General features: G+C 56.0%; 20 protein-coding genes. 9 read left to right on the forward strand and 11 right to left on the reverse strand.

The features are described 5' to 3' along the window. The first annotated feature begins 10 nt into the window (after window positions 1–10). Both WJU22_RS05090 and WJU22_RS05095 read left to right on the forward strand, forming a co-directional pair. Entirely contained in the window at window positions 11–601 is a 591-nt protein-coding gene (locus tag WJU22_RS05090; RefSeq protein WP_341842180.1) for a tetratricopeptide repeat protein, read from the forward strand. Further along, window positions 550–774, forward strand: coding sequence for an SH3 domain-containing protein (locus tag WJU22_RS05095; RefSeq protein WP_341842181.1), 225 nt, complete (start codon window positions 550–552; stop codon window positions 772–774). The genes WJU22_RS05090 and WJU22_RS05095 overlap by 52 nt, the downstream gene beginning before the upstream one ends. Here WJU22_RS05095 and WJU22_RS05100 read toward each other — a convergent pair. The 7 genes from WJU22_RS05100 to WJU22_RS05130 form a co-directional block, all read right to left on the reverse strand. After that, window positions 769–1512, reverse strand: coding sequence for a LytTR family DNA-binding domain-containing protein (locus WJU22_RS05100; protein WP_341842182.1), 744 nt, complete (start codon window positions 1510–1512; stop codon window positions 769–771). The genes WJU22_RS05095 and WJU22_RS05100 overlap by 6 nt on opposite strands. Before the next feature lie 53 nt (window positions 1513–1565). Then, the gene (locus WJU22_RS05105; RefSeq protein ID WP_341842183.1) at window positions 1566–2432 is read right to left on the reverse strand and encodes a histidine kinase; all 867 of its coding nucleotides are present in this window, start codon (window positions 2430–2432) and stop codon (window positions 1566–1568) included. A gap of 121 nt (window positions 2433–2553) precedes the next feature. Beyond that, window positions 2554–3264: a response regulator transcription factor gene (locus WJU22_RS05110; protein ID WP_109695708.1), complete on the reverse strand. Its 711-nt coding sequence runs from the start codon at window positions 3262–3264 to the stop codon at window positions 2554–2556. Window positions 3265–3341: 77 nt separating this feature from the next. Beyond that, window positions 3342–4364 (reverse strand): sensor histidine kinase, encoded by a 1023-nt coding sequence (locus tag WJU22_RS05115; protein WP_341842184.1) that lies wholly within the window; start codon window positions 4362–4364, stop codon window positions 3342–3344. A gap of 3 nt (window positions 4365–4367) precedes the next feature. Further along, window positions 4368–4865, reverse strand: a complete 498-nt coding sequence (locus WJU22_RS05120; RefSeq protein ID WP_341842185.1) for a gliding motility lipoprotein GldH — start codon at window positions 4863–4865, stop codon at window positions 4368–4370. An 8-nt stretch (window positions 4866–4873) separates the two neighbouring features. After that, a complete protein-coding gene (locus WJU22_RS05125) occupies window positions 4874–5749 on the reverse strand; it encodes a YicC/YloC family endoribonuclease (protein ID WP_341842186.1) in 876 nt (291 codons plus the stop codon). A 64-nt stretch (window positions 5750–5813) separates the two neighbouring features. After that, on the reverse strand, window positions 5814–6401 hold the full coding sequence (locus WJU22_RS05130; protein ID WP_341842187.1) for a pseudouridine synthase: 588 nt from the start codon (window positions 6399–6401) through the stop codon (window positions 5814–5816). A 72-nt stretch (window positions 6402–6473) separates the two neighbouring features. Here WJU22_RS05130 and WJU22_RS05135 point away from each other — a divergent pair, with 72 nt between their 5' ends. The 3 genes from WJU22_RS05135 to WJU22_RS05145 all read left to right on the forward strand — a co-directional run bounded on the left by WJU22_RS05135 (window position 6474) and on the right by WJU22_RS05145 (window position 9216). Next, window positions 6474–7178, forward strand: a complete 705-nt coding sequence (locus WJU22_RS05135; RefSeq protein WP_341842188.1) for a Crp/Fnr family transcriptional regulator — start codon at window positions 6474–6476, stop codon at window positions 7176–7178. A gap of 390 nt (window positions 7179–7568) precedes the next feature. Continuing rightward, a complete protein-coding gene (locus tag WJU22_RS05140; RefSeq protein ID WP_341842189.1) occupies window positions 7569–8510 on the forward strand; it encodes a UDP-3-O-(3-hydroxymyristoyl)glucosamine N-acyltransferase in 942 nt (313 codons plus the stop codon). Between the two features lie 10 nt (window positions 8511–8520). Next, window positions 8521–9216 (forward strand): hypothetical protein, encoded by a 696-nt coding sequence (locus WJU22_RS05145; RefSeq protein ID WP_341842190.1) that lies wholly within the window; start codon window positions 8521–8523, stop codon window positions 9214–9216. Between the two features lie 7 nt (window positions 9217–9223). Here WJU22_RS05145 and WJU22_RS05150 read toward each other — a convergent pair whose 3' ends face one another. The 3 genes from WJU22_RS05150 to pheS form a co-directional block, all read right to left on the reverse strand. Further along, window positions 9224–10213, reverse strand: coding sequence for an NAD-dependent epimerase/dehydratase family protein (locus WJU22_RS05150; protein ID WP_341842191.1), 990 nt, complete (start codon window positions 10211–10213; stop codon window positions 9224–9226). Between the two features lie 35 nt (window positions 10214–10248). After that, window positions 10249–11109 carry a 3-hydroxyacyl-CoA dehydrogenase NAD-binding domain-containing protein gene (locus tag WJU22_RS05155; RefSeq protein ID WP_341842192.1) on the reverse strand — a complete coding sequence of 287 codons (861 nt, stop codon included), beginning with the start codon at window positions 11107–11109 and terminating at the stop codon, window positions 10249–10251. A gap of 77 nt (window positions 11110–11186) precedes the next feature. Continuing rightward, the gene (gene pheS, locus WJU22_RS05160) at window positions 11187–12215 is read right to left on the reverse strand and encodes a phenylalanine--tRNA ligase subunit alpha (RefSeq protein WP_341842193.1); all 1029 of its coding nucleotides are present in this window, start codon (window positions 12213–12215) and stop codon (window positions 11187–11189) included. 94 nt (window positions 12216–12309) lie between these two features. Here pheS and WJU22_RS05165 point away from each other — a divergent pair, with 94 nt between their 5' ends. Next, window positions 12310–13311, forward strand: coding sequence for a hypothetical protein (locus WJU22_RS05165; RefSeq protein WP_341842194.1), 1002 nt, complete (start codon window positions 12310–12312; stop codon window positions 13309–13311). A 142-nt stretch (window positions 13312–13453) separates the two neighbouring features. Here the strand turns inward: WJU22_RS05165 and purU are convergent, their stop codons facing one another. Beyond that, complete coding sequence (purU, locus tag WJU22_RS05170; RefSeq protein ID WP_341842195.1) at window positions 13454–14281, reverse strand: formyltetrahydrofolate deformylase; 828 nt, start codon at window positions 14279–14281, stop codon at window positions 13454–13456. A gap of 269 nt (window positions 14282–14550) precedes the next feature. On the opposite strand from purU, the gene WJU22_RS05175 reads away from it, so the two are divergent. The 3 genes from WJU22_RS05175 (at window position 14551) to WJU22_RS05185 (ending at window position 19929) form a co-directional block, all read left to right on the forward strand. Next, on the forward strand, window positions 14551–15120 hold the full coding sequence (locus WJU22_RS05175) for an RNA polymerase sigma-70 factor (protein ID WP_341842196.1): 570 nt from the start codon (window positions 14551–14553) through the stop codon (window positions 15118–15120). A gap of 65 nt (window positions 15121–15185) precedes the next feature. Further along, window positions 15186–16304, forward strand: coding sequence for a FecR family protein (locus WJU22_RS05180; RefSeq protein ID WP_341842197.1), 1119 nt, complete (start codon window positions 15186–15188; stop codon window positions 16302–16304). 235 nt (window positions 16305–16539) lie between these two features. Further along, complete coding sequence (locus WJU22_RS05185; RefSeq protein WP_341842198.1) at window positions 16540–19929, forward strand: TonB-dependent receptor; 3390 nt, start codon at window positions 16540–16542, stop codon at window positions 19927–19929. Window positions 19930–19947 lie beyond the last annotated feature (18 nt).

A 19947-nucleotide genomic window follows, 5' to 3' on the forward strand; every position in this document is an offset into this window, starting at 1 on the left:
AAACAGTTATATGCAACCATTCATTTCTTACTGCGCCCGCCTTCTCCTCATCTTCCTGCTTGCCGCAACTGCCGTCAAAGCCCAGGAACCCGCCGCATTCAATGAAGCCAACCGGCTCTACGAACAGCAACAGTTCGCCGAAGCCGCCGCCAAATACCAGCAAGTGATCGATTCCGGGTTCCAGGTGGCAGACTTGTATTTCAACGCGGGGAACGCTTACTACAAATCCAGCCAGACGGCCATGGCCGTTTACAGTTTCGAAAAAGCGCTCCGCCTCCAGCCCGGCGACGAAGCCATCGAGCACAATCTTGCCCTGGCCAACCAGAAAGTCGGCAGCAACGTGGAAACGCTTCCGCTGCTTTTCTTCGAACGCTGGTGGCTGCAATGGCAACAGCTGCACACGCCCGCGGGATGGGCCAACTGGAGCATCGCCTGGAGCTGGATATTTTCCGCGCTCATCATCGCTTACTTCTTCTTTCCCGTTCCGGGAAAAAATACATCCGCTGGGCGCTCGCCGTCTCCGGCATCTTCCTCATCGGTTATTTTTCCATGGCCGCATGGATGCACAGCCAGTCTTTCAACAGCAACGACGCCATCGTGATGAACAATTCGGTGAAAGCCAAATCCGCACCCGACGATGGGGCCAAAGACCTGTTTGAGCTGAAGGAAGGCATGAAGGTAAAAGTGCTCGACGCCACCAGCCAGTTCGGTAAAGTGCAACTGACAGATGGCAAAACCGGCTGGGTGCCGGTGAACGAGATCAAGCGGTTATAATTTCTCGATCTTTTCCAGGAATTCCTGTTTGCGGTTACGGGCCAGCGGCACGGTGCGCCCGTCGGCCATCACGATGTCGCCACCATCGCCCTTGATGTATTTGAACATGTGGGACAGGTTGATGATGAAGCTGTTATGCGTACGGAAGAATCCCTTGTCGCGCAGCGTATCGTCTACATCCCGCAGTGGCCGGCAGATCATGACCGGTTTAGGGCATTCGTGCAGAAAGATGCGGGTGTAACTTCCTTCTGATTCGCAATACAGGATATCTTTCACGGGGATCATACGGAGCCCGTCGAACGTGGGCAGTGCCACGCGCCCGAACTGCGGCAATTGTTCGCGCAGGAGGCGCAGGATCGTGTCTGCCTGCATCTGGGCTGCAGGGTGATGTTCCGCGGCTTTGTTCACGGCTTGTACCAATTCTTCTTTACCGATGGGTTTGAGGAGGAAATCGAGCGCGCTGTGGCGGATGGCTTTGATGGCGTAGCGGTCGTGCGCGGTGGTGAAGATGACGGAGAACTTGTGCCAGGAGCAGTTTTCGAGGACGGAGAAACCATCGGCGCCGGGCATTTCCACGTCGAGGAAAACGAGATCGGGCTGATGTTGTTCGATGGCGGCGCGGCCTGCTTCCGCCGATCCGCTGCAGGCAACGATTTCCAGTTGCGGGCAGTATCGGTTCAGTTGCATGCGCAATACTTCGCGGCAATGCTCTTCGTCGTCTATAATGATCGTTTTCATGGGGGTACAGATATGGCGATGTGTATTTCGGTCAACTTCGGGGGTACCTAAATTTACTTAAAAATCCTTTCTTCATGCGCCACCTCGTCGTACGTCACGTCTGGCAGGCGGATGATGGTATAGGTGCCGATGCGTTGGTGATGCTCGTCGTACCGGTGACCGGAGGTAATGTTGGCGTGCGTATGATACCGGTGATTGATCCAATGTAGCCGCTCCCCTGCTACGGCGATGGCGGGCGTTTTCTGCTGATGGAGGTGAAACGCGCCGTGCCGGGCGATGCCGTTGTCTTCCAGCCTCACGAACATGCCGTCGTCATTTTTCCCGATTTCGACCTGGATGTAGCCTTTGCCTTCTTCGCGCTGCAGGAGGCGGTTCCAGATGGCGTTTTGCACGTATGGCTGGATGAGGAACGGGGGGATGAGGACGTTGAGGGGCGGATGGCCGGGCAGCAGGCGGATGTCGTATTCGAACTGGCCGTCGAACCGGAGGGATTCCAGCTGGAGGTAGAGATCGAGGGTTTCGAGGTCTTCTTCCAGGGAGATCCATTCGCGGCCGCTGTGTTCCAGCGTCATGCGCATGAGGCGGCTGAAGCGGGTGAGGTAGGAAGAGGCCATGTCGGTGCTGGAGGAAAGGATGAAGCTATGGATGGCATTGAGGCTGTTGTAGATGAAGTGCGGGTTCATCTGCGTCTGGATGGTGTGAAGTTCCAGCGAGACTTTGCCGCCCTGGAGGTGGTATTGGTCCTGCATGCGGCGGCGCATCCTTCTTTCCCGCCACCAGAATGCACCTGCTACGAGGGCTCCTGCGAGGAAGAAAAGGATGGTCAGCGATACAGCGGTACCCGGGAAAAACGATGGTTCCGGCGCGGCAACCGTTGGATAAGCATGCGATTGAACCGAGGCATTTGCGGGGTTAATCATATCGAGTTCTAGTCCGCTCAAATATAATCTGCGGCCCGGCTCCGGAAAAGAGGGAAGTCATAGCTGGCGGGCGCCGCCGGAAAATCGGCGGCACAGCGGGGTTATCTGGCAAAAGGCATTATCAGCCGTCGGTAAACTTGTACCCTACGCCCCGAACGGAGTGGAAATAGCGGGAATTGCGGCTGTCTTCCTCGAAGTATTTGCGGAAATTGAGGATGAAGTTGTCGATCGTCCGGGTGGTGGGATATACGTTGTAACCCCAAACCACCTGGAGTATTTTTTCGCGGGTAACCACTTCGCCTTTGTTCTCGATGAGGAGCTTCAGCAGCATGGTTTCCTTTTTGGACAGTTCGTGGTGCTTTCCGTCTTTCCCCACACATTCCTGCGCGGCGAAATCGATCATATTGTTCCCGAAACGGTACACGTTGGGCACGCTGTCCTTATCCTGGATCTTCTTGTTTTTGACGATGAGTTTTTCTACCCGCAGGAGCAGTTCCTCGAGGTTGAAAGGCTTGGTCATATAGTCGTCTCCCCCTTTCTTGAGGCCCAGCACGCGGTCGGCGCTGCTGTTTTTGGCGCTGAGGAAAAGGATGGGCACTTCGTTGTTCTGGATCCGGATGTTCTCGCAAACCGCCAGGCCGTCCATCTCGGGCAGCATGATGTCGAGTATGATGAGGTCGAAATACTCGTTCTTGACGGCTTTGAGGGCGCTGGTGCCGTTATCTACCGCCGTAACCTCATAACCTTCCAGCTCCAGGTTGAGTTTTAATGCCTCCTGCAGGTTCTCTTCGTCTTCTACCAACAAAATTGATGCTTTCGTCGCTTCCTTCATAAATGCATTGGGTGAATGGTGAACGGTAAAATGCTTTTCCGGTTATTGCCTATAAAATTACGCACAACCGGTTAATTTTATACAGGTTGGAGGGAATAATCCTGCCATTTGATCTCAAAACACGTGCCTTTCGGCAAGTTGTCACGCACGGCGATGGTCCCGCCATGCTGTTCCACGATCTTCCGGGTGAGGTAGAGGCCCAGTCCGGAGCCCTTCGACTTCCGGGTATTCTCGTTCCCGATGCGGTAAAATTTCATGAAAATCTTGCTTCTCTCTTCCTGCGGAATGCCGTTTCCTTCGTCGCAAACCCGCATCAGCAGGTCGTTTTGCTCTGTCTTCAGGCTCACTTCGATCTTCGTCCCCTTCGGCGCATACTTCACCGCATTCTCTACGAGGTTGTTCAGCATCAGCGTGATCATAAATTTATCCGCTTCCATTCCGATCCCGGGCTCGATGTCTGCCAGTATGTCGTGACTTTGTATCCGGTCGCGCAGTTCCTGCAGTGCATTGCCCAGGGCCTGGCTCAGGTCCAGCGGCTCAAAGAAGGGTTGGGAGTTCTGATGTTCGAACTGCGACGCCAGCAGGATGTTGTTGCAGAGCTGGTCGAGCCGGTTCGTTTCCCGGATGGTGGCGTCGAGCAGTTTCTTCTCTTTTTCTTCGTCGAGCTTATGTTTGCGGAGCGTTTCGAGGTTGAGTTTGGCGATGGCGATAGGGCTTTTCAGCTCGTGGGTGACCGCCATCATGAAATTCTGCTGTTGCTGCTGCAGGCGCATTTGTTTCCATACGGCGCGGTACACGATGGAAGCGCCGGCGAGGATGATGATGAGGAAAATGGTGCCTTCGCCGATGTACTTGAGGGTGCGCATACGCTGTTCGTGATGATGGCGCTGCATCTCCCGCATGAATTCGGACGGTTCGCGCAACAGGTGCACCCGGTGCGTCAGTTCCAGCTGTTCGTAATAGGCGATCTCCTTCGATTGCTGGTGCAGCAGGATGCCCCACCAGAAAAGCTGGACCACGGTATATGCCAGTACGAAAATGTAAATGGCGGTGACCGTCTTTTTGCCCGGGAGGGCTGCTGTGGTCGACTGTTTCTTCATGCCTTATTTACGCGGAGCGGCTTTTTCCACGCGGAGGCCAACGCTGAGCATATCGGGCAGCGGGTCTTGTCGCATGTTCTGCTCGAAAGTGAAACGATAGGTGCCGGCCCTGGGGAGGATGGCGTTCTGCTGGATGGGAATGCGGTGCTCGAAGATATCATCGAGGCCACTGCCCAGCCATTTGCCGTAACTGTCTGCCAAAGGCAGCTCTACTCTCCGGGATTGCGGCAGGCTGTCGCCCGGCAATTGGGTGCTGACGATCAGCCAGATGTTGTTGTACGGGTAAGCGTCTTTATGGCGGACGTTCACGTACAGGTTGTAATAATACGCCGTGTCTTCATTGCCGAGCGTTACTTCGTATTGCGGTTTGAAGGACTTGTTCCAGCTGGATTGCGGGATGTCCCTGTTTTTTTCGAAGGTATCCAGCCTCGGGGGCTTGCAGGCGAAGGCGAGCAGGCCGAAGGCGAGGCAGGCGAAGCGAGATATCGTCTTTACGGTCATATGCTGTATTAGAGTACGTTGAGCACCTGCTCTTTGGCTTTCTCCAGTTCGTCTTTCATCATCACTACCCATTGCTGGATGCCTGCGTCATTGGCTTTGGAACCGGTGGTGTTGATCTCGCGGCCGATTTCCTGGAGCACGAAGCCGAGTTTTTTGCCTTTGGCGGGTTCTGCTTCGTTGAGAATGTCTTTGAAGTAGCGGCAGTGGTTCTGAAGGCGAACGAGCTCTTCGGAGATATCGAGTTTCTCTAAATAGAAAATGAGTTCCTGCTCCATGCGGTTGCCGTCTACATTCTCTTTGCCTACGTATTCGGCGAGGAGGGTTTCGAGGCGGGTGCGCACTTTGTCTTTCCGGAGCGGGTCCAGTTCGCGGACTTTCTCGGTGTAGAGGAGGATATTATCGATACGGAGCAGCAGGTCTTTTTCGAGCATCTGGCCTTCGTCTACGCGGTGGGCGTCCATTTCTGCGACGGCTTTGCGGACGATGGTGGCTACTTCGTTCCATTCATTTTCGGTGATCTGTTCGCTGGCGGGAGACACTACTTCTGGGAGTTTCATGAGCACGTTGAGCATGTCTTCCTGGGGGATGGCGAGGTCTCGCGCCATGCCGGAGATGGCTTCATGATAATACCGCGCCAGTTCGGTGTTGATGACTACGGGGCGGGTGGCGCCGTTTTGTTTGATGTTGATCGTGGCGTCGAGGGTGCCGCGCTGCAACTCCTGCTGGAGGATGTTGCGGATGTCGAATTCGTAGGGTTTCAGTAAGGGAGAGAGTTTGAGGTTCACTTCGAACTGCTTTCCATTGAGCGATTTGATTTCGGCCACAATGGTTGTTTCTCCCCGGGTTACTTCCGCACGGCCGAAGCCGGTCATGGATTTCAGCATATTATCTGTTTAATGTGACAAACCTAGTCAATTATTGTCATATTTCGGCCGGAGGGCCAGCGTGTTAGCGGAAGAGTGCGGCTTCGATCTCTTTTTTGCCCATCATGACCATATCGCCGGGCTGCATGTTTTTGACGTTGATGCGGCCGATGCGGTAACGGATGAGCCTCAACGTGGGGAAACCCACAGCCGCGGTCATTTTCCGTACCTGCCGGTTCTTGCCTTCGCTGAGCACGAGCCGTATCCAGGGTGCGGGTATGTGCTGCCGGAAACGGATGGGCGGGTTGCGGTCGGGCACTTCCGGCGGAGTGGTGAATATCGATGCCTTCGCGGGTTTTGTGCGGAAGGGCTTCCCATCCACCGTGATCGTCACCCCTGCTTCCAGTTGCCGGACCGCTTCGGGCGTAACCGCTCCGTCTACCTGCACCCAATATTCCCTTTCATGCGCCTGTGTGGGATGGAGCAAGCGTTGGTTGAGGGATTTGTCGTTCGTCAGTATCAGCAACCCTTCACTGTCATAATCGAGGCGCCCTACCGGGTACACGTCTTTGGGCACGTCGAAGTAATCGGACAAAACGGCTTTATCGCCCTCTTTCCCGAAACGGGTCAATACCTGGAATGGCTTGTAAACGGCAAAATAGGAAAGGCTCACGCGCACTGCTTTGGTTAAGGGCCTGTAAATTAGTAATTTTGCCGCATCCTTAGCGATTTTATGGCATATGACATGTTAAGCGAACCATCTCCCTGCCCGTACTGCGGCAAATACCTGGGCGAAATCTTTTCCGCCGCCACGCCTGAACATGTGGAAGAGATCTCCAACGCCAAAACCTGCAAGATCTACCGTAAAGGGCAAGACATATTCCAGGAAGGCGGGCATCCTTACGGTATCTATTTCGTGAATTCGGGTAAAGTGAAGTTGTCGCACAGCGGCGACGAAGGTCGCGAGCAGATCGTACGGCTGGTGAAGCCGGGCGACCTCATCGGGTATAAGGCGCTCATTAGCAATGCACCATATACGGCTACGGCTACCGTGCTGGAAGACAGCGCGGTTTGTTTCATCCCGCGGGAAGTATTTCTCGGCCTGTTGCAGAAAGATCCCACGCTTGCGCTGCGCATGATGCAGATCCTTTCGAGCGAGTTGCGGAGAGCGGAGCAGAAGATCACGCACCTGGCGCAGAAGCCGGTCCGCGAGCGCCTCGCTGAAACGTTGCTTACGCTGAAGGAAACGTACGGGCTGGAAGACGATGAGCAAACCATCAACGTGATGCTGTCGAGGGAAGAGATCGCCAACCTCGTGGGCACCGCTACGGAATCTGCCATTCGCCTCCTCTCGGAATTCAGGAAAGAGAAAGTGATCGACCTCGCCGGGAAAAAAATCCGCATTCTCCGCCTGCAGCAACTCATCAAAATGGCGAATCTCCAGGATTGATTCCCTTACATCCCGAAGTTTTGACCGCAAAAGGCATTTAAAAGCCGAAAATGAACGGAAACCCGTCCCGCCGACAAATTACCCATCCACGTCCGAAACACGAAATGTAACGCCCCGCAAGCCGGCGCATGTTGATGCATGTATGTTGAAGTGATTGATGAAACGCTGTGGTGGAAAGGGTTTCAGGGGGAATTAAAAAAGTCTGACTGCGAGAACAATCAGACTTTCTTAGTATGTGAATGGGTTAGTAAGTACAGGGAAATAAATTTCCCTACACAATATTAAAAAGAATTTCATCACAAAAGAAAAATTTTACAAGAAATTTTATTCACAAGCAAAAAAAATTGTGGATAACGCCCCCTAACTTTGCTTCGATTTAACGATGTACATATGAAGTTTGACACACCGATACCGGTTACGGAAATAGCAGCGCTCACCGGCGCAACGCTGAAAGGCAACGAAACGCTGATGGCTACGGGCATCAACGAGATACATAAAGTTACACCGGGCGACATCTCGTTCGTGGACTTCGAGAAGTATTACAGCGCCTGCCTCAACTCTGCGGCCACCATTATCATCATCAACAAGGATGTGGACGTTCCTCCCGGCAAAGCGATCCTCGTCACCGACGATCCGTTTTCCGCGTACGTGGGCCTCGTAAAACGCTTCCGCCCCTTTGTTCCGCAAACGCAGGCCGTGAGCGATAGCGCAGTGATCGGGGAAGGGACCGTCATCTCTCCCGGCGTAGTGGTTGGCCACCATGTCACCATCGGCCGCAACTGCGTCATCCACCCCAACGTCACTATTTACGAACATACCGAGATCGGCGACAACGTCATCATCCATTCCGGCACCGTGATCGGGGCGGATGCGTTCTACTTCAAGAAACGGGCAACCCGTGAAGTGATGTGGGACAAACTCGTGAGCTGCGGGCGCGTCATCATCGAAAGCGACGTGGAGATCGGGGCGCTTTGCACCGTAGACAAAGGTGTGAGTGGCGATACGATCATCGGGCAGGGCACCAAGTTCGATAACATGGTACACATCGGCCACGGCACCATCATCGGCCGCAACTGCCTCTTCGCCGCCCAGGTGGGCGTAGGTGGCAAAGCCATCATCGAAGACAACGTCATCCTCTGGGGGCAGGTAGGTGTGAACAAAGACCTGACCATCGGAAAGGGAGCTGTCGTTTTCGCCGGCAGCGGCGTGAAAGATTCCATCGAAGGCGGGAAAAACTACTTCGGTTCGCCGGTAGAAGAAGCGCGCACCAAGATGAAAGAGCTCGCCTGGATCAAAAGGATCCCCGAAATGTGGAACAAACTCAAAGGTTAATTTCCAAGTCATGATAAAATCCCTCACCGGGTTCGCCGCAGCCTGCCTTCTCCTGGCTGGCTGCGGTGTTACGAAACCTGCTTCCCCGACAGGCCTGTATACCTCCGCCAACGAACTTGCGGTAAAAACCGACGACGGATGGTTTTCCGCCAAAACGATCTCCATCGGCGACTACGCTACTTCGTCGCGCACAAACGGCATTCCCTCCGGCGCGCCGGCCAGGCAATGGAAAAACGTTTCCGACGCTTATTATTTGACGGTGAAGAACGGCAGTTCGCAAGTGCCGGTGCAGGTACTGAGCACGCCGCGGATCACTTTCTCCGCGCGCACTTTCCCCGGGTGGTTCCCGAACATGGGCAGCGACGCCCCGCTTTGGTATGTTCATGTGGGCGCTACCGCGGCAGACCCCCTCAAAAGCTGGGAACTGATCGTGAAAAGGAACATCGCGTTCCTGGAGCTGAACGACAATAAAGTGACCGGCATCCTCCGCTCCCCTACCGAAGAGCTGAAAGTGACGGCGCACAACCGTTACGGCGCGGTGAACAGCGCAGACAAAATCTGTTATGAATTCCAGTGGAAAGGGATCGCCGTGGCGGCGGTGCTGACCGGGAAAGACCAGCGCGTCTGGCTGCAGAAAGAGCTCGATCCCGCGCTGCGCGAAACGCTGGCGGCAGTGATGCTCGGCCTGCTGTTCAGGCCGCAGTAAAGCGACGTCAGGAAGGGTTGGATTGTTTTTCCCGGAGGAAGGCGAGCGAGATGTGCTCAATGGTATCTGCCAGGGGGCGGAACCGGAAACCGGGGAGTGCACCCAGTATCTTTTTGTTGTCGTAATAGACTTTCAGTTGTGCCGTGCGGGCGGTTTCGCGGGTGAGCAGCGGCCGTTTGCCGGTGAACATGCCGCGGATTTTTTCCACGCGCCACACGAGCGCCGCCATCCAGGGTTTGGTGGCGATGTGCGGAGGCTTTTTGCCGAGGTGGCGGGCCATTTCGGTGAAGAGTTGCCGGTACGGCCAGTTTTCTCCGTTGAGGATGAAGCGTTGCCCGGAAACATCGCTGTCCATCAACCTAATCATCGCTTCCACTACATCTTCCACATCCACGAATCCGTTCACGCCTTCGGTGTAATACGGAAACTCTTTCCATGCATTTTTCAACAGCATCCCCGACCCATCGTGCCAGAAACCGCTGCCGAGAATGATGGAAGGGTTTACGATCACGGCGTCGAGCCCTTCGGCGATGCCGCGCCAGATTTCCATTTCGCTGAGATGCTTGCTGATGGCGTAATTGCTGTTGTTGGCGCTTTCTTCCCATTGCGCGTCTTCCGACAGCTCTTGGTTTTGCTTTGCGCGGCCCAGCGAAGCTACGGAGCTGACATGAACGAGCTTGCGAACGCCGGCGTCGATGGCCATGTTCACGACGTTGGCGGTGCCTTCGATGTTGATCTTCATCATGGCGAGGCGCTTATCGGGCTGGAAGGAAACTACCGCGGCGCAGTGGTACACTTCGGTAATGCCGGCGAACGCGTCTTCGAGGGCGCAAACGTCGAGCACATCGGCCTGGAACCATTCTACTTTATCGGCGATATCCTGCACCTGGTCGGGTATGCGGCTGCGATAGAGGGCACGGACCGGTTTCCCGGCCTTCACCAGCGCCCGCAGCAGATAACTTCCCAGAAAACCCGTTCCGCCTGTGACAAGGATCATGTAGAATGAATTGTGAATGAAGCCACAAATGTAAATCAATACTTGTAAAAACCTTGGCCGGTTTTACGCCCCAGTTCCCCTTTTTCCACGAGTGCTGCCTGCAACGCGCCGGGTTTGAACCGTGGTGCTTCGTGGAAGGCTTCGTAGAGCGATTTGGTAACGGCGAAGTTGACGTCGTTCCCGATGAGGTCCATCAGCGCGAAGGGCCCCATGCGGAAACCCGCGGCTTCCAGGAGGCGGTCGATCGTTTGCAGGTCTGCCGCGCCCGATTGCGCGATCTCCATCGCTTCGAGGTAATAATGCCGGGCCACGCGGTTCACGATGAAACCGGGCGCGTCTTTCACATGTACGGGCGTTTTTCCCATGTGCTGCACGAGTTGGTACAGCAGCTGCGCGATGGCGAGACCCGTTTGGTCTGCCGACACGATTTCTACCAGCGCCATCAGGTGCGCGGGGTTGAAGAAGTGCATGCCGGCCACCCTTTCGGGATGGGGAATTTCCGCGGCGATGGCGGAAACGGATAAGGAGGAAGTATTGGAAGCGAAGATGGTGGTTGCGGGATTGTGTTGCGCCAGTTCGCGGAAGAGCGAAACTTTCACCGGCACCTTTTCCACGATGGCTTCGATGATGAGGTCGGCCCGGCAATCGGCGATGTGGTGGCAGGGCGTGAGCCTTTGGAGCGTGGCGTCGCTGTCTTCGGGTTTTAGTTTGCCTTTTTCAACGGCTTTGCCGAGGTTTTTGCGGATCATGTCCATCCCCGCGGAAACGGCTTCGGGCTTCACGTCGAAAAGTAAGGTGGGGAACCCCGCTGCGGCGGAAACCTGTGCTATCCCGGCTCCCATGGTGCCGGCGCCGCAAACTGCTATCTGTCTGATGTCGGATACGGATTGTAACATAAGGTAGATCGTTTTGGGGAGCGTAGCGAAAAAGAAAACGGCCGCCCCGGGAGTGGAGCGGCCGTGTTGCGATATGTTTATCGTGCGCCCTGGAATTGTTTCAGGAAGCGCAGATCGTTTTCGGAGAAAAGGCGAAGGTCTTTGATCTGGTACTTCAGCATGGTGAGCCTTTCGATGCCCATGCCGAATGCGAAGCCGGTGTATTTCGACGAGTCGATACCGCAGTTTTCGAGCACCTGCGGGTGTACCATGCCGCAACCGAGGATTTCCACCCATCCGGAATGCTTGCACACGCTACAGCCTTCGCCGCCGCAGATGAGGCAGGAAATGTCCATCTCCGCACTGGGCTCCGTGAAGGGGAAGTACGAAGGGCGGAAACGGATTTTGAAATTTTCGCCGAAGAACTCCTGTACGAAGTAATACAGCGTTTGCTTGAGGTCGGCGAACGAAACGTTCTCGGCCACGTACAGCCCTTCGATCTGGTGGAAGAAGCAGTGCGCGCGGGCGCTGATGGTTTCGTTACGGTATACGCGGCCCGGGCAGATGATGCGGATGGGGAGCTTTCCTTCTTCCATCACCCTCACCTGAACGGAAGAGGTATGGGTGCGCAAGAGCCAGTCGGGGTTGTTGTGCACGTAGAAAGTGTCCTGCATATCGCGGGCCGGGTGGTTTTCTGCGAGGTTGAGGGCGGTGAAGTTGTGCCAGTCGTTCTCGATTTCGGGCCCTTCGGCAACGGTGAAGCCCAGCCGCTCGAAGATGCGGATGGCTTTGTTGCGGACGATGCTGATAGGATGGCGGGTGCCCAGGCGATAAGGCTCGCCGGGAAGGGTAAGGTCCAGCTGGTCGGCCGCGCCTCCCACCTCATCTTTCAGCTGCTCGAATTCGGCATATTTCGCTTCCGCTTCAAGTTTGAACGCGTTCAGGACTTGCCCGAATTCCTTCTTCTGATCGTTCGGAACGTTTTTCATCTCCCCGAAAAGGGCCTTCACGATCCCTTTGGTGCCGAGGAATTTGATACGGTACTGCTCCAGCTGTTCCGCGTTTTCGGGGCGGAAAGCCGCAATTTCCTGTTTATAAGCTTCTATTTGCTGCACGATTGGCTCCATAGCCGACAAAGATAACGCTGCCGGAAGAAATTTCCACGCCGGATTTTATGGAATCCGCGGACGGGCGCATCTTACCTTCAAATCCTCCCCCGTTATGCAAGAATACATTCCTGTGATCCTGGCCGGCCTGCTCACCGCCTGCGCTCCGGCAAGGCCTGAAGACGCCCGCGAGGTAGCCATGCGCGAAGTTCGTGTGGCACAGATCGCCGCCGCCAGCGGCTATCAGCAGCAGAAAAAAGATACTTCCCATCCTCCGAAAGTACAATTCACACCCCCACCTCCCCCGAAATCCGCCGCAGAAGTGGAACGCGACAAGCTGGACGGTAAGCCGGTCGTGAGATTTACCCCGCCCGTGGTCCGTAAAGACGTGCAGCAAAAGAAATCCCCCATCAAAAAGGTGAAAGTGGATGAAGCCACCGGCGAAGTGAAAGTGTATGATGCGAACAATAAAGACATCACCGGGCAAATATCCCCCAGAACGAAGAAAGTGACGTTCGTGAAAGACGCGTCCGGCGGTGGAAAAGTGCTGGACGAAAACGGCAAGGAAGTGAAAGACATCCCGCCCCCGCCGCCGCCCGTCCAGTTTAAGAAGCCGGCCGCTCAACCTGCCCCCGGCAAGAAAGTTTCCGGCATCGCAGACCCGAACAACGAGCATAACCGGGAAATCCCTCCCCCACCGCCCCCCGTTCCCCCGAAAAAGGACAATTCCGTCAAAAAAGTGAAACTCGTGAATGAAGCCACCGGCGAAGTGAAGCTGTACGATGCCAACGGGAAAGACATCACCGGCAACATATCACCTAAAACCAAGAAAGCACGGCTGGTAAAAGATGCCGCAGGCAAATTGAAGGTGATCGATGAAAACGGTAAAGAAGTGAAAGACGTACCTCCGCCGCCGCCCGATTTGCCGGTGAAAGTGCCCGCAGAAAAAGTGAAAGACGCGACCGGGGGAACAAGCGCGTCGCGGATGGACCATCGCCTGGATACGCTGGTGGTGATCGCTTACAAACCCATCCACTGCGGCAGCATTGCGAAAATAGAAGTAGCGGCCAACCCGGCGGCATTACGGCACATCCCCACCATCCCGTTATCCCTGTAGCTTAAGATATCATCCCTTTCCCTTCCCTGCCCCCCGTTCTGCCCGCAGTAACCGCCATCGCTGCGGGAGGGACGGGCCTGGCGGGGAAAATTATTCCACGGCGCCCGCCATCGCCGGCAGGCCGGAGCGATCCGGCCTTTTTTTATTCGAACACCACCGTTTTGTTGCGATACACGAACACCCGGTCGCTGAACACCAGTTGCAGCGCATGCGCCAGTACCGACGTTTCGATCTCCTTTCCGGCTTTCATCATGTCTGAGGCCGTATAATTATGGTTGACGGGGATCACCTGCTGTGCGATGATGGGCCCTTCGTCCAGCTGGTCTGTCACGAAATGCGAGGTGGCGCCGATGAGCTTCACCCCTCTTTCGAACGCCTGGCGGTACGGATGCCCGCCTGCGAACGCCGGGAGGAACGAGTGGTGGATGTTGATGATCCGCTCGGGATAAGCCGCTACGAACGCCGGGCTGAGGATCCGCATGAACTTGGCCAGCACAATGAAATCAGGGCCTTCCGCATCGATCAGTTCCCGGATCCGGCTTTCGAATTGGGATTTGTCGCCCGCTTCGTGGGAAACGAGGTGAAAGGGTATGTTGAACCGCTTGCAGATATTTTCCAGGTGGGGATGATTGCCGATAACGCATTGAACGGTAGCGCCCAGGGTGTTGAACTGATTGCGGACGAGGATGTCTGCCAGGCAATGGTACTCCCGCGTTACCAGCACCACGATCTTTTTATCGGGCCGGGGGTTGATGCTCACCAGGGCGTCTGCCGGAAGCACTTTCCGGATGGAGGACTCCAGGGCCAAAGGGTCCGTTTCATTGTCGGCCGCTATCCGCATAAAAAAACGGTTGTCCGATTTGTCCACGAACTCCCGCAAAGACACGATGTTCAGGCCCGCCGCGGCCAGTATCGCCGACACATCCGCCACCAGGCCAACCCGGTCTTTCGATTGAATAAGTATGATCATAGTCCGCCTAAATTAATCATTCGCCACGCTTGTTCATAACGGCAGACCGATTTTCATCGGCCTGAAAGATTCGGCCCCACGCAGGTACCCGCTGGATGGGCCTTTGTGACCGTTGCCATTCCCGCTAACGGTTATATATGGGCTGATATCACGAAATAGAATACTTTACGCTTCACGCATACCCGCAGGATTACCCCGGGGCCTTTTGGCACCGGGGTTTTCATTTTTACCCCCGAATGTTCTACTTTCGTAAGCATTGCGTTGGGGAAATGGGAGTTTATCAAACCTACACAGACAGTGAACTGCTCGAACATCTAAAGGCCGGCGACCGTTTGGCCTTCGAAGAAATCTATCGCCGTTACTGGAGGGATATGTACAGGACCGCCTGGCTCATGCTGCACGACGATGCCGCCAGTACCGATATTGTACAGGACATTTTCGTTTGGTGTTGGGAAAAGCGGGGCGTGATGGCCGTGAGCTCGCTCGGCGGATATCTCAATATGGCCGTGCGGTACAAGGTCGCTAATTACATCCGGCGGGAGAAAGTGCGCGCGGGCCTTTTCGCAGAGGCGGAACTCCTGCAAATTCCCGGGCCGGTACAGGAATTGCCGCTGGAACTGAAGGAGTTACGGGCCATTATCGCGCAGTTTACCGAAGAGCTTCCCGGCCGTTGCCGCGACATTTTCTACCTCAGCAGATTCGAATATCTCTCCAATAAAGAAATCGCCGCCCGCCTGGGCATTTCCGAAAAAACGGTGGAAAACCAGCTCACCATCGCCCTGAAACGGTTGCGCACGCGCCTCGGGGTGCTATCCGCCTGGGCGGTACTTTTCCTGTAAAAAAATATTTTCCCGGCGTTTGGGGGATATAGCCTTGTGGCGTGCCGATAGGGTAAGGACCTACTATGCACAAGGAAGAATTCAAGGCACTATCGGCCAAAATCGCAGACGGCAGCGCTACTGACGAGGAGATCGTCCGGTTCAACGCGTATTACGACGCCCTGCTCGCTTCGGGCGGGGAAGTGCCGGCCTGGCCAAACGAAGCAGCGCTGCTGGAAGGCATCCGCCGGAAAACGGCGCCCGGCCGCGTGACGCGGTTCTCCTGGCCGAAGGTGGCCGCGGCGGCTGCCGTGGTGCTCGCCATTTCCGCAGGCATTTGGATGTTTGTCCGCAACAACGCGCCCTCCATCGTACAGGCGCGCCCCGAACGGCCGCTTATCCAACCCGGCGGCAACAGCGCCTTCCTCACGCTGGCCGACGGCCGCCGCATTTCGCTGGACGATGTGCAGCCCGGAGACGTGGCCAGCCAGGGAAATATCCGGATCACGAAAACCGACAACGGGGAAGTGGTGTATGAAGCGCGCCCCGCAGCGGAAGGTTCCGACGGGAAGCCGGTGTGGAACGAGCTGACGACGCCCCGCGGCGGGCAATTCCGCCTGCTCCTCCCCGATGGCACCAAAGTGTGGCTGAATGCCGCATCGGCACTGCGGTTCCCGGCGGCGTTCGCAGGGAACGAGCGGAAGGTGGAGCTTTCAGGGGAAGGATATTTTGAAGTGGCGCCCGACAAGTCGAAACCCTTTATCGTACAATCCCCCGCGCAACAGGTAAAAGTGCTCGGCACGCATTTCAACATACAAGCCTATGCCGATGAACCCCTCGCCAAAACCTCCCTCCTGGAAGGCCGTGTGGAAGTGACAGCAGGCAACAGTTCGGCAACGCTCGCGCCCGGCCAGCAAAGCAGCCTCAACGCGCAAACGGGCGAGCTGCGGTCGGGGCCCGCCGATGTGGCCGCCGCGGCAGCATGGAAAAACGGATTTTTTGTTTTTAATGATACTTACCTCTCCGATGTGATCCGGCAGTTATCGCGCTGGTACGATGTGAAGGCCGATTATACAAATCTGCCGCGCATCCGGTACACCGGTACCATTCCCCGGAATGTGCCGCTGGACAAGGCATTGACGATGCTGGAGATCACGGGGAACGTTCAATTCGACATCAACCAGAATACCATTCACGTTAAGTAAAAAACAGCAATCGCCTATGCAGTAAAACAATCCGGTAAAAATGCAAGACCGGCCACGTAGCAGCGTGACCGGCCGGTGCCAGGTAATACCGTATTACCAAATTTCACATTCAGTAACAACGCTTTCCATCACCTAACAAAACAAATGTATGACTAAAAACATGCATTGCGGGGGATTTTTGCGCCTATCCGCCGGCGCTTCCCTCTTCCAATGTCAACCAAAACTGATTAAGGTTATGAAATTGACCATCCTGATGCTGACGGTGGTCCTGATGCAGGTTTCAAACGCAGCCTTTTCTCAAAAGATCACCATACAGGCAGACAAGGCCTCGCTCAGGTCTGTGCTGGCGGCCATCCGCGAGCAATCCGGGTTCCAGTTGCTGTACAGTACCGAGGCGCTGGACAGGGCCGAAACGGTAACGGTGCGCCTCAAAGACGCTACGCTCGAACATGCGCTGGCCCAGATTTTCAACGGCCAGCCATTGACGTACAAACTGGAAGACCGCATGATCCTCGTTACACTCAAACCCTCTCCCACGGCTATCTTCGAACTGCCGGCGGCAAAAGAGATGACGGTAACGGGCACGGTAACCAACGCCACCGGAGACCCCATCCCCGGCGCTTCGCTGCAAGAGCGCGGAACCGGGAACGGCACGGTTACAGACGGTTCCGGCCGTTTCACCCTCCGCGTGAAAAGCGACACCGCCACCCTCATCGTCCGCTCCATGGGCTTCACCACCCAGGAAGTGAAAGTGGCGCCAGGTACCATGCGGATCGTCTTGAAAGACGACCAGGCCGCGCTCAGCGAAGTGGTAGTTGTCGGATTCGGTACCCAGAAAAAAGCGAACCTCACCGGCGCCGTGAGCTCCGTGAACATGGACGAAGTGTTGGGCAACCGCCCCGTGAGCGGCACCGCCCAGGCGCTGCAGGGCGCCGTTCCGGGTTTACAGATCACGTTCGGATCGGGGCAGCCGGGCGCCAGCGCAAACATCAACCTTCGCGGCTATGCGTCCATCAACGGCGGTGGACCGCTGGTGCTGGTAGACAACGTGCCGATGTCGCTCGATGACATCAACCCGCGCGATATCGAGAACATCACGGTGCTGAAAGACGCGGCGGCGGCATCCATTTACGGCGCCCGCGCGGCATTCGGGGTGATCCTCATCACCACCAAAAAAGGCCGGCGCAATTCACCGACCCGTTTCAATTACTACAACAACTTCACCTGGAGCAAACCCGCTTCGTTGCCGGAAAAAGCGACGCCGGTGGAAATGGTACAGGCGCTGAAGGATTTCGGGAACACCAGCTACTGGAGCGGCCAGGATGTGGACAAGTGGCTCGGTTACCTCGAGGAATACCGGCAAGATCCGGGGAAATTTCCGAACGGGGAAGCCATCCTCAACGGGCTGCATTACCCCTTGGCGCAACAGGACCTCTACGGCCAGCTCTTTAACGGCGGTGTGGAACAACAACATAATTTCTCCTTTTCCGGCGGTTCCGAAAAATCGACTTACCGCGTTTCTGGCGGGTACTCGGGCGAAGACGGGATCATGACGTCGGCCAACGACAAGCTCAACCGATATAACTTCAACGCCAGTCTTACCACCGACCTCACGAGCAAGCTCCGCTCCACCGTGAGCGCGTTTTACCGTAACGATCACCGGCGCACGCCTTCCGCGCTCACGGATCTGTTCTACAACGCCATCACGCTCGCGTCGTTCGTGCCCATCGGCGAATCTGTCGCTAATAACGGCCGGACGCTGCCCTACAGCACGCCCAATAACGTGGCGCGCATCGAGGCGGCGAACGTTGCGAAGACCGAGAACCTGCGGCTGTTCGGTAAAGTAGAATATACTCCCTTTAAGAACTTCAGAGTGGATGCGGAATATACCTTCTTCAAGAATACCGACAACGGCTACAACACGCGCCTGGTGAACGATTACATCGATCCCAGCACTTACGACGTGAAGTCGTTTTTTACCACGTCGCGGTTTACGCGGACCCTCGAGCAAAGGAGCCACCACGCCTTCAACCTTTACGGTACTTACAACCTGGAACTGAACGGCGGCCATAACTTCAAGGCCATGGCGGGGACCAACATGGAAATCGAGAAAGGCGACGACCTCACCACTTACCGCGAGAACCAGGCTTCGGCGTTCATCCCGACCCTGACCGCGTCTTCCGGGCCGGCCAACTCCTCGGATGCTTATCCGCAGTACGCCGTGCAGGGATTTTTCGGTCGGATCAACTACGATTATAAAGGCAGATACCTGCTCGAACTGAACGGGCGGTACGACGGTTCATCGAAATTCCCGCCGGGCGACCGTTTCGGCTTCTTCCCCTCCGTGTCTGCCGGCTGGAACGTGATGGAAGAGCGATTCATGGGCTTCGCCAGGCAGGCGGTGCAGCAATTCAAACTGCGCGGTTCATTTGGCGAGATCGGCAACCAGGCCACGCAAACCAACTTCCCCTATTTCCCCGGGATGGACCCGTACGTGTCTGGCTGGGTGGATGAAACCGGGACCAGGGCTTCGTCGCTGCAATCGCCCACACTTCCCAGCGGCAGGCTCACCTGGGAGCGCGTGCAAACGCTGAACGGAGGGGCGGACGTAACGTTGCTCAACAACCGGCTGGCTATCACGATCGACATCTTCAACCGCAAAACCCTCGGCATGCTGGCCAAAGGCGCGGCGCTGCCCGCGGTGCTCGGTATCCAGGCGCCGAACCAGAACGTGGCCGATCTCGAAACGAAAGGCTGGGAACTGGAAATCAGCTGGGGAGATAAAGCAGGCGATTTCAGCTATGGACTGGGCTTCAACCTGTCAGACAACCAGACGCATATCACGAAGTTCCACAATCCGGGCGGGCTGCTGAGCGACCGGTACGCCGGGCAAGACGTGTTCGAGATCTGGGGATACGTGACCGACAGGTATTATACGGTCGACGATTTCGAGAAAGGGTCGCTGAACGCGAACCTGACCGGGGGCAAACTGCTGCCGGGGATACCGTTTTTCAAAGGCGTTCCCCCGAACCCGGGAGACGTGAAGTACGTAGACCTCAACGGCGACGGCGTTATTTTCAGCGGCAACGGTACGCTCGCCGACCCGGGAGACAGGAAGATCATCGGCAGCAGCGCGCGCCGCTACCAGTTCGGGATGTTCGGGAACGCGTCTTACAAAAACTTCGACTTCAACTTCTTTTTGCAGGGCGTGGGCAAAAGGGACCTCTGGATGGGGAACCGCCTGTTCTGGGGATACATCGACCAGTTCAGCGCCCTTTATACCCACAACCTCGACTACTGGACGGCACAGCGGACGGGCGCCTACTATCCGCGCATCTATCCTAACGGTAGCGGCAACACGAGCACTAGCCGGAACGTGCAGACGAAATACCTGCAAAACGGGGCATACCTGCGCGTGAAGAACGTGACCCTCGCCTACAACGTGCCCAAACAAATCCTTTCGAGGGCGAAAGTGGAAGGGCTCCGCATCTTCGCCTCCGGCGAAAACCTGGCGCTGTTCGACCATCTGCCCGCTGGCATGGAAGGCGATGCGACCGACATCAGCAACGGCGGCATCTATCCTTCCCTCAAGAAATTCAGCTGCGGCCTGAACCTTACTTTCTGATCCATTAAAAAAAGAAAC

It is taken from the genome of Chitinophaga caseinilytica, assembly GCF_038396765.1.
GTDB lineage: Bacteria > Bacteroidota > Bacteroidia > Chitinophagales > Chitinophagaceae > Chitinophaga > Chitinophaga caseinilytica.

Excerpts from the sequence above, each read along its gene's own strand:
- WJU22_RS05090 (WP_341842180.1), top strand. The coding sequence starts at position 11 with ATGCAACCATTCATTTCTTACTGCGCCCGCCTTCTCCTCATCTTCCTG.
- WJU22_RS05095 (WP_341842181.1), top strand. The coding sequence starts at position 550 with ATGGCCGCATGGATGCACAGCCAGTCTTTCAACAGCAACGACGCCATC.
- WJU22_RS05100 (WP_341842182.1), bottom strand. The coding sequence starts at position 1,512 with ATGAAAACGATCATTATAGACGACGAAGAGCATTGCCGCGAAGTATTG.
- WJU22_RS05105 (WP_341842183.1), bottom strand. The coding sequence starts at position 2,432 with ATGATTAACCCCGCAAATGCCTCGGTTCAATCGCATGCTTATCCAACG.
- WJU22_RS05110 (WP_109695708.1), bottom strand. The coding sequence starts at position 3,264 with ATGAAGGAAGCGACGAAAGCATCAATTTTGTTGGTAGAAGACGAAGAG.
- WJU22_RS05115 (WP_341842184.1), bottom strand. The coding sequence starts at position 4,364 with ATGAAGAAACAGTCGACCACAGCAGCCCTCCCGGGCAAAAAGACGGTC.
- WJU22_RS05120 (WP_341842185.1), bottom strand. The coding sequence starts at position 4,865 with ATGACCGTAAAGACGATATCTCGCTTCGCCTGCCTCGCCTTCGGCCTG.
- WJU22_RS05125 (WP_341842186.1), bottom strand. The coding sequence starts at position 5,749 with ATGCTGAAATCCATGACCGGCTTCGGCCGTGCGGAAGTAACCCGGGGA.
- WJU22_RS05135 (WP_341842188.1), top strand. The coding sequence starts at position 6,474 with ATGTTAAGCGAACCATCTCCCTGCCCGTACTGCGGCAAATACCTGGGC.
- WJU22_RS05140 (WP_341842189.1), top strand. The coding sequence starts at position 7,569 with ATGAAGTTTGACACACCGATACCGGTTACGGAAATAGCAGCGCTCACC.
- WJU22_RS05145 (WP_341842190.1), top strand. The coding sequence starts at position 8,521 with ATGATAAAATCCCTCACCGGGTTCGCCGCAGCCTGCCTTCTCCTGGCT.
- WJU22_RS05150 (WP_341842191.1), bottom strand. The coding sequence starts at position 10,213 with ATGATCCTTGTCACAGGCGGAACGGGTTTTCTGGGAAGTTATCTGCTG.
- WJU22_RS05155 (WP_341842192.1), bottom strand. The coding sequence starts at position 11,109 with ATGTTACAATCCGTATCCGACATCAGACAGATAGCAGTTTGCGGCGCC.
- pheS (WP_341842193.1), bottom strand. The coding sequence starts at position 12,215 with ATGGAGCCAATCGTGCAGCAAATAGAAGCTTATAAACAGGAAATTGCG.
- WJU22_RS05165 (WP_341842194.1), top strand. The coding sequence starts at position 12,310 with ATGCAAGAATACATTCCTGTGATCCTGGCCGGCCTGCTCACCGCCTGC.
- purU (WP_341842195.1), bottom strand. The coding sequence starts at position 14,281 with ATGATCATACTTATTCAATCGAAAGACCGGGTTGGCCTGGTGGCGGAT.
- WJU22_RS05175 (WP_341842196.1), top strand. The coding sequence starts at position 14,551 with ATGGGAGTTTATCAAACCTACACAGACAGTGAACTGCTCGAACATCTA.
- WJU22_RS05180 (WP_341842197.1), top strand. The coding sequence starts at position 15,186 with ATGCACAAGGAAGAATTCAAGGCACTATCGGCCAAAATCGCAGACGGC.
- WJU22_RS05185 (WP_341842198.1), top strand. The coding sequence starts at position 16,540 with ATGAAATTGACCATCCTGATGCTGACGGTGGTCCTGATGCAGGTTTCA.